General features: G+C 72.3%; 10 protein-coding genes. 6 read left to right on the top strand and 4 right to left on the bottom strand.

Annotation, left to right across the window (positions count from 1 at the left end):
* Positions 1-41: 41 nt before the first annotated feature.
* Both QM517_RS02665 and QM517_RS02660 read right to left on the bottom strand, forming a co-directional pair.
* On the bottom strand, positions 42-3,365 hold the full coding sequence (locus QM517_RS02665) for an ATP-dependent DNA helicase (RefSeq protein ID WP_283285003.1): 3,324 nt from the start codon (positions 3,363-3,365) through the stop codon (positions 42-44).
* Positions 3,326-6,541, bottom strand: coding sequence for an ATP-dependent helicase (locus QM517_RS02660; protein WP_283285001.1), 3,216 nt, complete (start codon positions 6,539-6,541; stop codon positions 3,326-3,328). Before QM517_RS02660 ends, QM517_RS02665 begins: the two co-directional genes overlap by 40 nt.
* 160 nt (positions 6,542-6,701) lie before the next feature.
* Here QM517_RS02660 and QM517_RS02655 point away from each other — a divergent pair, with 160 nt between their 5' ends.
* Positions 6,702-6,926 (top strand): DUF3107 domain-containing protein, encoded by a 225-nt coding sequence (locus tag QM517_RS02655; RefSeq protein ID WP_077051768.1) that lies wholly within the window; start codon positions 6,702-6,704, stop codon positions 6,924-6,926.
* Positions 6,927-6,936: 10 nt separating this feature from the next.
* Entirely contained in the window at positions 6,937-7,224 is a 288-nt protein-coding gene (locus QM517_RS02650; protein WP_283284998.1) for a hypothetical protein, read from the top strand.
* A gap of 65 nt (positions 7,225-7,289) precedes the next feature.
* Here the strand turns inward: QM517_RS02650 and QM517_RS02645 are convergent, their stop codons facing one another.
* Complete coding sequence (locus QM517_RS02645; RefSeq protein WP_077051770.1) at positions 7,290-8,003, bottom strand: ferritin-like fold-containing protein; 714 nt, start codon at positions 8,001-8,003, stop codon at positions 7,290-7,292.
* A 150-nt stretch (positions 8,004-8,153) separates the two neighbouring features.
* Here QM517_RS02645 and QM517_RS02640 point away from each other — a divergent pair, with 150 nt between their 5' ends.
* Positions 8,154-9,614, top strand: coding sequence for a DEAD/DEAH box helicase (locus QM517_RS02640; protein ID WP_077051771.1), 1,461 nt, complete (start codon positions 8,154-8,156; stop codon positions 9,612-9,614).
* A gap of 54 nt (positions 9,615-9,668) precedes the next feature.
* Here QM517_RS02640 and QM517_RS02635 read toward each other — a convergent pair whose 3' ends face one another.
* Entirely contained in the window at positions 9,669-10,529 is an 861-nt protein-coding gene (locus QM517_RS02635; protein WP_077051772.1) for a PHP domain-containing protein, read from the bottom strand.
* A 103-nt stretch (positions 10,530-10,632) separates the two neighbouring features.
* On the opposite strand from QM517_RS02635, the gene QM517_RS02630 reads away from it, so the two are divergent.
* The 3 genes from QM517_RS02630 to QM517_RS02620 are packed head-to-tail and all read left to right on the top strand — an operon-like array spanning position 10,633 to position 14,898.
* Positions 10,633-11,664: an endonuclease/exonuclease/phosphatase family protein gene (locus QM517_RS02630; RefSeq protein WP_077051773.1), complete on the top strand. Its 1,032-nt coding sequence runs from the start codon at positions 10,633-10,635 to the stop codon at positions 11,662-11,664.
* A gap of 37 nt (positions 11,665-11,701) precedes the next feature.
* Positions 11,702-13,120, top strand: coding sequence for an aminopeptidase P family protein (locus tag QM517_RS02625; protein WP_283284993.1), 1,419 nt, complete (start codon positions 11,702-11,704; stop codon positions 13,118-13,120).
* On the top strand, positions 13,117-14,898 hold the full coding sequence (locus tag QM517_RS02620) for a gamma-glutamyltransferase family protein (protein WP_283284992.1): 1,782 nt from the start codon (positions 13,117-13,119) through the stop codon (positions 14,896-14,898). The genes QM517_RS02625 and QM517_RS02620 overlap by 4 nt, the downstream gene beginning before the upstream one ends.
* The last annotated feature ends 47 nt before the right edge of the window (positions 14,899-14,945 follow it).

The following is a 14,945-nucleotide window of genomic DNA, read 5'->3' as shown; positions in this document are numbered from 1 at the left end:
GCCCCGCCCCGGCCACGCGCGTCGTCCGCGCGGGCAGCTGATCAGCCGCGGAGCACGATCTCGTCCCCGACGTAGAAGAGCGTGACGTCGATCAGGTCGAACGGCACCCCGTGCTTGGCGTGGTAGGCCTCGCGGTACAGCTCGAGCTGGAGCATGCGCGACCGACGTTCGGCCTCGTTCGTCGGCGGCCGACCGGTCTTCCAGTCGACGATCTCGAATCGCTCGCCGCGCCGGTAGACGGCATCGAGCTTGCAGATGACGACGTGCGGACGTCCGTCGAGCCGCGTCGTGACGAAGTCGATCTCGGTCTCGACCTCGAGGGGCTGCAATCCCGCCCACTCCGACCTCTCGAAGATCTCGCGCAGCCGGTGGAGCTCTTCGGCGTCGGCCGCCGAGGCGCCGTCGTCCTCGTCGTCCCAGAGGCCGGGATCGTCGAGCCCCGAGCCGGAACCGACGATGCCGGACCGCTTCTCGACCCACGCGTGGAACAGGGTTCCGAGGCGCGTCTGCCGATACGGCCGCTCCGGCAGCGGGCGACGGAGCTCCTCGACGGCCCCGCCGTAGTCCGCGACGAAGTCCTTGAACTTCGACGCCGGGATGCGCGTGGGGGCGGGAGCGTGCGAAGGACGCAGGCGGTCGGCGCGTTCGGCCAGCAGAAGCTCCAGGTCGGCATCCGGGTCCGACGGAGCACGCGTGCGCGCCGCGGTCACGTCGGCGATCGCAGCGGTCACCGCTGTCCGGCGCGCACCGAGCGGGTCGAGCGGCCAGTGCAGCAGCCGACGTTCGCCGTCGTACGGATCCTCTCCCGGGTCGCCGACGCCGAGGTCGAGGCCGAGGGCGGCGGTGGCCTCGTCCAGGAACACGCTCGGTGTGCGCGGGCGTTTCGTGCCCGACCAGCTCGACCCCGACAGCAGCAGGTGGTCGCGGGCGCGGGTGAAGGCGACGTACGCGAGGCGGCGGTCCTCGTCGAGCTGCCGCGCACGGTTCGCCTCGACGAAGGCTTCGATGGCCGCCTTCAGCTCCTGCTGGGTCTCGGCACCCCGCCACCCCAGGACCGGCAACCAGGCCGAGTCCCCGCGGAACTCCGACGGCAGGATGCCGAATCCCAGCCACCCCTTCGTGTCGCGGGCGAGCGACGGCAGCTCGTCCGTGACGAGGCGCACGACGGCGACGGCATCCCACTCCAAGCCCTTGGACCCGTGGATCGTGAGGAGCTGGACCACGTCGTCCTCGGGCGGCTCGGTACGCGGCGCGAACTCGTCCGCCTGCTCGGCGTGGTCGAGCCAGGCGAGGAGGCTCGTCACCGATCCGGACTCGTCGGCGGCGAGGAAGCCGCGGATCTCGTCGACGAATGCGCGCAGCTGCGCGGAGGCGATGCGCGCCGGCCCGCGCGACTCGTTCGCCGCCAGTTCGACGTCGAGGCGCAGCTCGGTCTCGATGAGGCGGATGAGTTCGGGGATCGGCGCACCGATGTTGCGGCGCAGGCCAGCGAAGACGGCGCCCGCCTCGCGGAGACGCGCGCGCCCCTCGTCGGTGAGGTCGGCGAGCCACCCGTGACCGTCGGTCTGACGGGCGACGAAGTCGAGTGCGTCCACGAGGGACGCCCGGTCGGCCCCGGGGGTCGACCGCAGACGCTCGACCACCTCGGGCGCGAGCGGCTGCAGGGCGACGTCGTGCGTGGTGAGGCGGCGCGCGAGCTGCGCGAGGGCGCGGAGGTCCGCGAGGCCGATCGACCAGCGCGGACCCGACAGCAGACGGATGAGCGCCGATCCCGCTTCGGGATCGCTGATGACGCGCAGCGCCGAGACGACATCGACGACCTCCGGGGTCGTGAGGAGTCCCCCGAGTCCGAGGATCCGGTGCGGGATGCCACGCCTCCCGAGCGCATCGCCGAACCGCACCATGTGCTTCTTGCTCCGGAACAGCACGGCACCGGTCGTCGGACGATCCTGCGCCGCACGAGCCGCCCGCACGCCGGCGAACCACGCGGCGACACGGTCGGCCTCCCTGTCCAGGTCACGCTCGAAGAACGCTTCCACCACACCCGCCGGGGCGCCCGGACGCGGCAGGAGCTCCTCCACGGCAACCGGAGAGCGGCTGGCGAGCGGCGCCAGGACGGCGTTGGCCGCCGTCAACACGCTCGCGCTGTTGCGCCAGCTCGTCAGCAGCGAGAAGGTCTGGCATCCCCCCTCCGGCGCGAACGCGGCGGGGAAGCCGCCCAGATTGCCCGCACTCGCTCCGCGCCACGCGTAGATGGCCTGGTGGGGATCGCCGACCGCCATGACCCCCGTCCCGGCGAACAGGGTCGAGAGCAGATCGGTCTGCACGACCGACGTGTCCTGGTACTCGTCGAGCAGGACCACGCGGTATCGGGACCGGAGCTCGTCGACCACGGCCGGGTGCTCGCGGACGATCCGCAGGGCACCGGCGACCTGGTCGGCGAAGTCCATGACTCCCAGCCGCGCCTTCTCCCGGTCGTACGCGCCCGCGAGCTCGGCGAGCAGCCCCAGAGCGGAGACCCGGGATGCCGCGTCCGCGACGTCCTTGTAGACGGTGACGCGCGAGGAGGTGGACGGGCGCTCGACGATGCGGCCGAAGTCGGAGGGGAACGCCGCCAGCCGCTCGAGGTCGACCAGGTTGTCCACGCTGTCGCGAGCGATGCGGAGCGCCGCGTCGATGAGGGTGCGCGGGGACTCCTGGCGCTCCTCCAGCCGCGGGTCGTCTGACGTGAACACGACGCGTCGCATCAGGAGCCACGCCGCGGATTCCGACAGCACGGCCGCCTCGGAATCCCGGCCGATCCGCAGACCGTGCTCCCGCACGATCGAGTCGGCGAAGCTGTTGTAGGTGGACACCGTGGGGCGGTGCAGCAGCTGATCCTCGTCGCGTCCGGCGTCGCCGTCGATCCCGCCCTCCTGGGCCAGCGCGTCCAGGACGCGCTGCCGCTCGGCGTCACCCCGCGCGCCCTCGGCCCGCGCGAGATCGGCGAAGACATCCAGTCGGCCCTCGGCGTGCAGGGCGGTCAGCCGAGGAAGCAGCCCTCGCGCCTCGAACTCCGACAGACGGTGCAGGCGTCGGTGGATCCGTTCGGCGAGTTCACCCGCCGCCTTGCGCGTGAACGTCAGGCCCAGCACTTCGTCGCGGCGGACGAGCCCGTTGGCCACGAGCCACACGACTCGTCCGGCCATGGTCTCGGTCTTGCCGCTTCCCGCACCCGCGACGACGAGAGCGGGCGAGAGCGGGGCCTCGATCACCGCGGTCTGCTCCGGAGTCGGCGGGAACTGGCCGAGCGCGGCCGCGATCGTCGCGGCGGACAGCACCGCGGTCACGACGCGCTCACCGCCGAGACCGTGTGGATGCGACACAGACCGAACGAGAACTCGTCGCGGCAGTGCACCTCGTACGGAGCGGCGAAACGGTGCCCGCGCATCACCCCGACGGCGTGTTGCACCCGCTCGACGAACTGCGTGCGGGCGTCGTCGTCGAACGGGGGCTGGTGCGGCTCGGCATAGTCCTTCGTCGCGGCGGTCGGACGCAGCACGAGCAGCTTCGCTCCCCCGGCTGGCATCCCGGCCACCTGCTCGATGGCGCCCGACGAGAACGCGAGCTGGTACGCCGCGAGCTGCGGGTTGCCGGCGACCTTCACATCGGTTTGGGGCTCGCTCTTGCCCGTCTTGAGGTCGACGATGACGACCTCGCCCTGCGGCGTGATCTCGACGCGGTCGATGTCGCCGCTGAGGATCGCCCCGTGCTCCCCCGCGTCGGCCACGGGGATGGGGACCTCGAAGTGGCGCTCGGCGCCGACGAGGCGACCGCCCGCGTCATCGAAGCGGCGCAGATACACCGCCAGCCGTCGGATGAGTTCGCGGGCCCGCACGCGTTCCGCGCGTTCGCGCCAGGCGGCGTCGAAGACGAGTGCGCCCCAGCGCTGCTCCACGACATCCCACAGCGCCTGTTCGGAACCGTCGGCCGCGGTCTCGAGCGCAGCGTGGATGATCGTCCCGACGCCGGCGGTCGTGCCGCTGCGATCACCACCGAGGTCGCCGATGACCCAGTCCAGCTCGCACTGCTCGAGCGCGTGCAGTCGGGACGGCGACACCCGCACGTCCTCGCGTTCCAGATCGCGCAACGGCGCAGTGGAACTCGGGGCGGCCACGCCGTACCACTGCTCGGGTGCGGCGCCGGGCACGTCAGCGGCCGCGAGCAGCGCGAGCTGTCCGGCCGCGTGGCGTCGGTCCCGCGCCGGCGAACGGGGCGACGTGAGCGTCCGACGGTGGCGCGCCACCAGACCCCGCAGCGAGAGCGGGTGCTCGGGCACGGATGCCGCGGGCTCGGGTGCCGGCAGCATCTCGAAGAGCACGCTCGGCCCGGTGTCGTCGTCGTCGACCGCCGTGACGATGAGGCGCGAATGCGCCCGCGACAGGGCGCGGACGAACAGTCGCAGCTCGTCGTGCATCGCGGCCCGCCGCCGATCGAGCATGCCCGCGGCGGGGAGGTCGGGGTAGTGGACGGCGTCGGCGAGGCGCCAGGTCTCGAGCAGCCCGCCCCGCAGCCGCGTGTTCGGCCACACGCCCTCTTGGACGCCGGCGATGACGACGGTGTCGAAGGCGGTTCCCGCCGCGGCGGCCGGCGTCAGCACGCGGACCGTGTCGACGACGGCGGCCTGCTCGATCCGGTCTTCGGCGACGTCGCTGTCGAGCACCGATCGGAGGAAGACGGCGGCCTCGCCGTCGGGCTCCCGCTCGGTGAACCGCTTGGCGGCCTGGAACAGCGCGACGATCGCGTCGAGATCGCGGTCGGCCTGCTCGGCGAGCGGCCCATGTCCGCGCGAGGCCTCGCGCCAGGGACGGGAGAGACCGCTGCGCTCCCACGCGGTCCAGAGGAGCTCGTGGGCGGTCGCCCGCTGCTCGGACTGCGTCCGCAGCGCCGCGAGCGTTTCGCCGACGCGCGTCGCCCGGCGGGCCTCGCGAGTGTCGATCGTGGCGAACTCCAGCGGATGCCGGAGGCCCGAGGTAAGGAGCTCGGCGGCGGAGCGCGACCCTCCGGCGGCGAGCTCCTCCTGGCGGAGCGCGGCACGCAGGCGTCGGAGCTCGATGGGATCGAGCCCGCCGAACGTGCCGAGGAGCGCGTCGAGCACGGCATCCGGCGACCAGGTCTCGGGGTCGCGCATGCCGAGTTCCACCAGGGCGACGAGGTCGCGCACCGGACGCTGGGCACCGAGCGCCGACCCGGGTCCGCTGGAGCGCGCCGGGACCTCGCGCGCGGCGAGCTCGGCCTCGAGGGCCGCGACCTGCCGTGAATCGTGGGCGACGACCGCGCACGAGCTCCAGGGCACGCCGTCGAGGACGTGCCGTTCGCGCAGGAGACGGGCGATCGCGTCCGCTTCCTCGGCGGGCGAACGCAGGAGGAAGGTGCGCACCGACCCCTCGGGCGCCGCACCCGCCGGCGGCCGGCGGTGGGCGACCACGCCCGCAGCGCCGATGCGCGCCGCGACGCTTCGCACGAGGTCGATCTGCTCGGCGGTCCCGCGGTGCGGCTCGCCCAGCGCCGCGAGCGTCCCGAGCTCGGCAGCGAGGCGCGCGAAGTTCTCGGGTGTCGCCCCGCGGAACGCGCCGGACCCCACGTCCGGGTCGCCGAACGCCACCACGCCCATCCCCCGCGCCCGGCACGCCCTCAGCAGATCGATGGCGCCCGAGGTGAGCTCCTGCGCGTCGTCGACGAGGATGCAGCGGATCGCGGCGAAGCGTCCGAGGAGCTCGCGGTCGATCGCCGCCTCGTCGATGACGGCGACGGCCTCGCGGGCCAGATCGGCCGCATCGCGGTGGGCGCCGCGCATCTGGGCGCGTACCGCGCGATATTCGGCCGCGAACGACCCGACTGCCGCCCAGACGGGAACCGCGTGCCGGTCGGCCAGCTCGGACAGGTCGTCCGGTGCGAGCCCGAGGTCGGTGCACTCGGCCAGGAATGCCCGGAGATCCCCGCGGAAACCACGGGTGGCTCGTATGGACGGCCCGAGCCACTCTGGCCACCGCGAACGACCCTCGGCTTCGTCGAGCGCATCGCCCTCGAGGAGTTCTCGGATGATCTGGTCTTCGTCGCCCCCGGTCAGCAGTTGGGGCGGCTCGGCCCCGCGCCGGACCTCGGCGCCGCGGACGATCTGGAACGCGAAGGACGCCACCGAGCGCGCGAGTGCGCCGGCCGTGGCCCGGTCGACGGCGAGGGCGAGACGGTCGCGGAGCGCCGTCGCCGCGGGGCGCGTCGGGGTCAGCACGAGGATGTGGTCGGGGTCGACGCCCCGGGCCACGAGGGCGCGTACGCGCGCGAGCAGGGTCGAGGTCTTCCCCGAACCGGGGGCACCGACGATCGCGCCGCTCGCCTCGGGCGCCCAGTCGACGACGACACGCTGCTCGACGTCGAGTTCGGCCTCGGCGAGCGGGCGCGCGGCCCGCGGTTCGCCGAGCGCTCGCGGGACGGAGTCCGCATCGGTCGCAGGCACCCGACCGCCCTCTCGGGCGAGGGTGGCGGCATCCGGATCCAGCATGTGTTCCACGCTAGCCGCGGCCCCCGACACCGGCCCCGCGACCCGCCCCGTTCGCCGTCCGCGAAGCCGGGTCCCCGGCGGGGAACCCCCCTCCGCTCGTGTCGTAGAGTCGGATCATCGCGCCGGGCGGACCGAGTTGCCCGGGCGGAAAGGGAGCACCGTGGAGATCCGCATCGGCATCACCAACACCGGCCGCGAGCTGAACTTCGAGACCGGTGAGTCCTCGGATGCCGTGAAGTCGTCGATCGCCGCGGCGCTCGACCAGTCCGCCACCCACGTCACCTTCACCGACGTGAAGGGCAACTCCTACATCGTTCCGACCGCGAACCTCGCGTTCGTCGAGCTCGGCACCGAGGAAGCCCGCCGGGTCGGGTTCGTCGCCTGAGCCACCGGCCGTGCAGATCCTCCTCGCGCTGATCTTCGGCGCGGTCGTCGGTCTCGCCGCGCACTTCCTGCTGCCTCACCGGGAGTTGCGCGGAGTCGTCCTGTCCCCGTTCGCGGGCGCGGCAGCCGCGGGCGTTTCGTGGACGATTCTCACGTGGGCGGGCATCGGGTCCGACTCCCCCGTCCCGTGGGTCGTCTCGATCCTCGCGCCCGCGGTCACGACTCTCGTCCTCATCCCGGCCGTCTCGCGAGTACGCCGACAGGCGGACGCCGAGCTCCGGGCGCGCAGCGGCATCTGACCCCGGCTTCTCGAGGAGCCCCGCGGGGTCCGACGGCCGCGGCGCCGCCCCACGAGGCGACGTCCTCAGGCGGCGAGGCCCATGGCATCCATTCGCCGGGCGTGAGCGCCCATGAGTTCGGTGAACACCGGCTCGACCTTCGCCTCCTCGGCGCTGTCCAACCGGGGGTGGGCCAGAGCCGCGCGGGCGACGAGCAGGGTGTCGCCGACCAGGCGCCTCCCCCACAGCGCGAGCAACCAGCGCCACTCCTCGTCGCTGGCGATCGTCGCGCCGAGGATCTCGACGATGGCCTGGCGATCGTCGTCGGCCTGCAGGATGCGTGCCACGCGGCGGCCGGTGTCGCCGTAGCTCGAGGACAGTGCGAGGTAGAAGTCGTCCAGCATGCCCGCGGTGATGTGGACCGACAGCATCGTCTCCTGCGGACGCACGCCGTGCGTGTTGCGCCGGAACGCATCCAGCGACTCGCGGAAGGGCAGCATGAGCTGCGTGGGGTCGGCGCCCCGTTCGCGGATGAGCGCGACGATCTCCTGGTGCTTGATGAGCGCCGCGCCGGCCGCCCGCGAGAGCGACTCCTTCTCGGCGAGCTCGGGAGTGGAGGCGATCAGCTCGCTCAGCGTCTCGAAGAAGCCGAGCTGCAGGTAGGCGGCCTGACCGAGGAAGGTGTCGATCTCGGGAGCGAGCTCGGCGAAGTCGACGCGCATCGCGTCGCCGAGGTCTCCGCGCGACCGCAGCTGGAGCGTGCGACCGACCGGTCGACGACGACGGAACCACTCGAACACGCTGTACAGCCTAGGCGTCGGACCCCCGAAACACGCGGCGGGTAGAGTGGACTCGCCCCGGCGATGGATCGGGGCCCCGCGCCTGTGGACGAGTGGAGGGCGTGGATCCGACTCCCCAGGCGGTCTCTCACCGCCGGAACAGGCACGCTCATGACGACTTTCGCCGAGCTCGGCGTCGATCAGGACATCGTCGATGCCCTGGCATCCAAGGGCATCGTGGATGCCTTCCCGATCCAGGAACAGACCATCCCCCTCGGCCTCCCGGGCCAGGACATCATCGGCCAGGCCAAGACCGGAACGGGAAAGACGTTCGGCTTCGGCATCCCCGTGGTCCAGCGTCTCGGGCTGAACCCCGAGCCCGGCGTGAAGGCGCTCATCGTGGTGCCCACCCGCGAACTCGCCGTCCAGGTCTACGAGGACATGGACATGCTGACGCAGAACCGCGCGACCAGCGTGGTCGCGATCTACGGCGGCAAGGCGTACGAGGGGCAGATCGACCAGCTCAAGGCCGGTGCGCAGATCGTCGTCGGTACGCCCGGTCGCCTGATCGACCTGAACAACCAGCGCCTGCTCGACCTGTCGGGCGCGATCGAGGTCGTGCTCGACGAGGCCGACAAGATGCTCGATCTGGGCTTCCTCGCCGACATCGAGAAGATCTTCCAGAAGGTCCCCGCCGTCCGCCACACGCAGTTGTTCTCGGCCACCATGCCGGGGCCGATCGTGGCGCTCGCCCGCCGTTTCATGTCGAACCCGATCCACATGCGCGCCAACGACCCCGACGAGGGCCTCACCCAGGCCAACATCAAGCACCTCGTCTACCGCGCGCACTCGCTCGACAAGGATGAGGTCATCGCCCGCATCCTCCAGTCCGAGGGACGCGAGAAGGCCGTGATCTTCACCCGTACCAAGCGGGCCGCCCAGAAGCTCGTCGACGAGCTCAACGACCGCGGCTTCAACGCCGCGGCCGTGCACGGCGACATGAGCCAGGAGGCGCGTGAACGCTCCATGGCCGCCTTCAAGGCCGGCAAGCGGGACGTGCTCATCGCCACCGACGTCGCCGCGCGCGGGATCGACGTGAACGACGTCACCCACGTGATCAACCACACGATCCCCGACGACGAGAAGACCTACCTGCACCGCGCCGGTCGCACGGGTCGCGCCGGCAAGACCGGCATCGCCGTGACCTTCGTCGACTGGGACGACCTGCACAAGTGGGCCCTCATCAACCGCGCCCTCGAGTTCGGCCAGCCCGAGCCGCTCGAGACCTACTCGTCGAGCCCGCACCTGTACACCGACCTGAACATCCCCGAGGGCACCAAGGGCCGGCTCGTCACCGCACCCAAGGCAGCGCAGGCGCCAAAGGTCGAGAAGACCGACACCGCCGAGGGAACGGATGCCACCGGCGAAGGCGCCTCGCGCCGCCGCCGCCGTCGTCGCGGCGGTTCCGGCACCGGTGAGCACGGCACCGAGTCCGCGACGCCCCGCGCCGAGGGTGCGGGGACGCACGACGGAGGCGGCAGCGAGCACCACGACGGCAACGCGGCTCCGCGCCGTCGGCGCCGCCGTCGCAGCAGCGGATCCGGGGGCGGCACGACCGCTCCGGTCGCCTGACCCGACCACGCACGCACGGCGCCGTTCCTCCTCGGAGGGGCGGCGCCGCCGCGTTCAGGGGAAGACGGGTGCCGAGCCGGTCCCGGCCGCGATCAGGCGCGCCACCATGTCGTCGTCGGTCGTGTTCTCGCCCGGCAGATTGGGTTTGCCGAGTCCGTGGTAGTCGCTGGAACCGGTGACGATCAGGTCGCGCTCGTCGGCGAGCCGCGCGAGGGCGGCCGTGGCATCCGGAAGGTTCTCACGATGGCGCAGCTCGAAACCGGCGAGGCCCGCGGCGAGCATCGCCTCGAGGACCCGACGCGGAAGGAGCGCGCGGCCGGCGGGATGGGCGACGATCGGCACGCCTCCGGCGCCGACCACCAGCTCGACCGCGGTGACGGGATCGGGGGCGTAGAGCGAGACGTAGTACTCGTTCCGGGGGTGCAGGATGCTCGCGAACGCCTCGGTGCGATCGGCGACGATCCCCCGCGCGATCAGCGCATCGGCGATGTGCGGGCGCCCGACCGTGGCGCCGTCCTCGGTCTGGGCGACGATGTCGTCCCAGTCGATGTCGAAGTCGCGCGAGATACGCTCGGCCATGATCTGTGCGCGGTCCAGCCGCGACGACCGGATCCGGTCGGTCATGGCGCGCAGGTCCTCGTCGTCGGGATCCACCAGGTAGGCCAGCAGGTGGACGCTGCGCCATTCGTGCTGGGCCGACAGTTCCATGCCGGGGAGGAACGTCATCCCGAGCGACGACGCGGCCTCGGCCGCCTCGGCCCACCCCGAGGTGGTGTCGTGGTCGGTGAGGGCCACGGTCCGCAGCCCGTGCCGGTGGGCCGCTGCCATGACGAGGGAGGGCGACTCGGTGCCGTCGGAGTGCGTCGAGTGGAGGTGAAGGTCACTGGGTCCTTCGAATCGTCGGTCTCGCTCCACCCGTCGAGCGTACCGCCCGAGCTCGAGCGACCGCGGCCGGCGTGGAGCCGTCGGAGAGGCGGCATCCGTGGATCTCCCAGGCGCCTCGCCTACGGTCGAGTGCGTGCGTCGGCTGTTCGGAATCGTGTTCGCGCTCGTGTGCGCTGCGGCGGCCACGGCGCTGACCTGGCCGACCCTGTTCGGCATCGAGCGGACGTTCCCGCTCGCGCAGATCATCTCGTTCCGCGTTCCGCTCGCCGCCGGGTTCGCCGCGGCGGCCGCCCTGGCGCTGCTGTTCGCCCTCATCCGGCCGCTGCGGGCATTGGCGCTCACCCTGACGGTGATCTTCGTCGCCGCGGCCGGTGTGAACGGCGCGATGGTGCTGCAGCGCGGCACCGGCACCGACGGTCTGCCGGAGAAGACCGACACGAGTCTGCGCGTGATGACCTGGAACACCGCGGGTTCCGCCACCTCGGCCGAGTCGATCGCGCAGTTCGCCGTGGGCATGAAAGCCGACGTCGTGACCCTTCCCGAGACGACGATCGAGACCGGCACCCGGGTCGCCGAGCTGATGCGCGACATGGGGCAGCCGATGTGGGCGCACCACGCCGAGTACGGCGAGTACGGCATCACCGGATGGGATGCCACCTCCACCACCGTGCTGATCCGGCCCGAGCTCGGCGACTACAGCGTCATCGAGTCCTCGCTGGACGGATCGAGCAACACCTCCACGGTGCCGAGCGCCGTCGCGATGCCGGTGTCCGGCAACGGCCCGATCATCGTGGCCGCCCACGCGGTCGCGCCGCGCCAGGAGTACATGACGCAGTGGCGCTCGGACCTGCAGTGGCTCGCCGACCAGTGCGCGACCGACAACGTCATCCTCGCCGGGGACTTCAACGCCACGCTCGACCACATGACGGGCCTGGGCGTCGAGGGCGGCACCCTGGGACGGTGCCGCGACGCCGCGTCGGAGAGCGGCAACGGCGGGATCGGCACGTGGCCGACGGACTTCCCGGCCCTGCTGGGCGCCCCCATCGATCACGTCATGGCCACCCCCGACTGGACGGTCACGGGCTCCGTCGTGATGCGGACGCTCGACGGCTCGGGCAGCGACCACCGGCCCATCGTCGTGCAGTTGGAGCGTACGTCGGGCTGACCGTGCGCTCGCGCGCCGGCGGTGCGAGACTGGGGTGATGGACTCCCCCGCCGACCGCGACACGATCGCCTCCGCTCCGCAGAAGCCCGTCGAGACCACGACGAACCGCAAGGCACCCTTCCCGCGCGGATTCCTCGACACCATCTCCACCGGGTGGGCGGAGCGCCCCGACACCCTCCCGGCACCGCGCGAGCAGGCCGCGTGGGCGGCACGTCGCCGCGATCGGGTGTCGGCGGCGTTCCCGGGCGAGCGTCTCGTGGTGCCCGCGGGATCGCTCAAGCAGCGCAGCAACGACACCGACTACCCGTTCCGCGCCCACTCCGCCTTCGCGCACCTCACCGGATGGGCTGCGGATGCCGAGCCCGACTCGGTGCTCGTGTTCGAGCCGCGTGTCGGCGGGCACGACGCCGTGCTGTACTTCCGCGAGCGCGCCGACCGGACGACGCCCGAGTTCTACGCCGACGCCACGATCGGCGAGTTCTGGATCGGTCCGCGCCCCGCTCTCGCCGGCGTCGCCGCCGATCTGGGACTGGCGACCGCCCACGTCGACGGCTTCGTCGCGACGGATGACGACCGCGTCGTCGGCGCCGATGACGAGCTCACGCGTTTCGTCTCCGAGCTGCGTCTGGTGAAAGACGAGTACGAGCTCGCCCAGATGGCGCTGGCCGTCGAGGTCACGGCATCCGGATTCGACGACATCATCGCCGAGCTGCCCCACATCGTCGAGCACCCGCGGGGCGAGCGCGTCGTCGAGGGCGTCTTCCACCGCCGTGCGCGCGCCGACGGCAACGCCGTGGGGTACGACACGATCGCCGCGTCGGGCCCCCACGCCTGCTACCTGCACTGGACCCGTAACGACGGGGCCGTCGTGCCGGGCGACCTCATCCTCATCGACGCCGGTGTCGAGGTCGACAGCCTGTACACCGCCGACATCACGCGCACGCTCCCCGTCTCGGGGCGCTTCACCGAGGTGCAGCGCCGCGTCTACGAGGCCGTCCGTGAGGCCGCGGATGCCGCCTTCGCCGCGGCGCGTCCGGGCGTGCCGTTCCGACGCGTGCACGAAGCGGCGATGGAGATCATCGCCGCCCGCGTCGCCGAGTGGGGCCTGCTCCCCGTGACGGCGGAAGAAGCGCTGGATGCCGATCAGGGCGGCCAGCACCGGCGGTACATGGTCCACGGCACGAGCCACCACCTCGGCATCGATGTGCACGACTGCGCACAGGCACGTCGCGAGATGTACTACGACGGCCTGCTCGAGCCCGGCATGGTCTTCACGATCGAGCCGGGCCTGTACTTCCAGATCGACGATCTCACCGTTCCCGAGGAGTACCGCGGGATCGGGGTGCGCATCGAGGACGACATCGTCATGACCGCCGACGGCCCGGTGAACCTGTCCGCGGAGATTCCGCGGACCGCGGACGAGGTCGAGGAGTGGATCGCGCGGCTCGCGCGATGACGTTCACCCCACCCGCGTCGTTCGCGACGCGGCCGACGCTGCGCGGATCCTTCGGCATGTCGGCATCCACGCACTGGACGGCCACGGCCACCGCGCAATCCGTCCTGGAGCGGGGCGGCAACGCGTTCGACGCGGCCGTGGCGGCGGCCTTCGTGCTGCACGTCGTCGAGCCGCACCTCAACGGTCCCGGCGGCGACCTCGTCGCGATCGTGCGGCCCGCCGGCAGCGACGAACCGCTCGTGCTGATGGGACAGGGCCCCGCACCGGCCGGCGCGTCCGTGGAGGCGTTCCGTGCGCGCGGCCTCGACCTCGTGCCCGGCGCGGGCGGGCTCGCGGCCGCAGTGCCCGGCGCCGTCGACGCGTGGCTGCTGCTCCTGCGCGATCACGGCACGTGGGACCTCGCCGACGTGCTCGACTACGCGATCGGCTACGCGCGCGACGGGCACCCGCTCGTCGCCGGCGCCGCCCTGACGATCGGCCGGGTAGCCGACCTGTTCCGCGACCACTGGACGACCTCGGCCGACCTGTGGATGCCGACCGGCGCGGCGCCCGCGCCGAACACGATCGTCCGCAACCCGGCGTACGCCGGCGTGCTGGAAGGTCTCGTCGCGACGGGATCTCCTGCCGACGGTCGGGAGGCTCGGATCGACGCGGCCCGACGCGAGTGGATGACGACAGTGCTGCCGCGGGCCGCCGCGTTCGCGCGCCTCCCCCACCGGCACTCGGATGGCGGCGATCATCCCGGTGTGCTCGACGACGCCGATCTCGCGGGGTGGAGCGCGTCGTTCGAGCCGGCGGTCTCGGCGACGTTCCGCGGATGGCGGGTCTTCAAGGCCGGCGTGTGGACCCAGGGTCCCGCCCTTCTGCAGACGCTGCGGATGCTCGACCCGCTCGACGACGAGCTCCTCGACCCGTCGACGGCGGCCGGTGCCCACACCCTCCTCGAGGTGCAGAAGCTCGCGTACGCCGACCGCGACGCGTGGTTCGGCGATGCCGATGTCGCTGCCGACGTCGACGCCCTGCTCGCCGACGAGTATCTCGCCGAACGCGCCGCACTGATCGACGACGCCGCCAGCCCCGCCCTTCGCCCCGGTTCTCCGGACGGTCGCCCGCCCGTCCTGCCGCCGCTCCGGACGGATGCCGGAGTCACGAGCGCCGGGACCGGCGAGCCGACGGTGGATCGGAGCGGGCAGACCCGCGGCGACACCTGCCACCTCGACGTGGTCGACCGTTGGGGCAACGTCGTGTCCGCGACGCCCTCGGGCGGATGGCTGCAGTCCTCCCCGGCGGTACCCGACCTGGGATTCTGCCTCGGGACGCGCCTGCAGGCCACGTGGGTGATGACCGGGCACCCGGCATCCCTCCTCCCGGGTCGGCGGCCCCGCACCACGCTCACCCCGACGATGCTGACCCGCGGCGAGGAGGTCATCGCGATGGGGTCGCCCGGCGGCGACCAGCAGGACGCGTGGCAACTGCCCGTCCTCCTCCGCATGCTCATCGGGGGATACGAGCCGCAGCAGGCGATCGACGCCCCCTCGCTGCACACGACCGCGGTGCTCGATTCGTTCTGGCCGCGCACGTGGACGCCCTCGGGTGCTGTGGTGGAAGACCGCATCGGAGACGCCGTCGTCGAGGAGCTCGAACGCCGGGGACATGCCGTCCGTCGGGCAGGCCCCTGGGCACTCGGGCGAGTGAGCGCGGTCGGGCGGGATGCCTCGGGACTGCTGTGGGCTGCCGCGAACCCGCGCGGGATGCAGGGGTACGCCGCCGGCCGGTGACGAGGTTCTCCACAGGGTGAAAACACGCCGGTGCGCGTTTGCCTACG

Source organism: Microbacterium sp. IEGM 1404 (assembly GCF_030056775.1).
Lineage (GTDB): Bacteria > Actinomycetota > Actinomycetes > Actinomycetales > Microbacteriaceae > Microbacterium.
This window is presented reverse-complemented; position numbering and strand designations above follow the sequence as displayed.

Excerpts from the sequence above, each read along its gene's own strand:
- QM517_RS02660 (WP_283285001.1), bottom strand. The coding sequence starts at position 6,541 with ATGCTGGATCCGGATGCCGCCACCCTCGCCCGAGAGGGCGGTCGGGTG.
- QM517_RS02620 (WP_283284992.1), top strand. The coding sequence starts at position 13,117 with ATGACGTTCACCCCACCCGCGTCGTTCGCGACGCGGCCGACGCTGCGC.
- QM517_RS02625 (WP_283284993.1), top strand. The coding sequence starts at position 11,702 with ATGGACTCCCCCGCCGACCGCGACACGATCGCCTCCGCTCCGCAGAAG.
- QM517_RS02640 (WP_077051771.1), top strand. The coding sequence starts at position 8,154 with ATGACGACTTTCGCCGAGCTCGGCGTCGATCAGGACATCGTCGATGCC.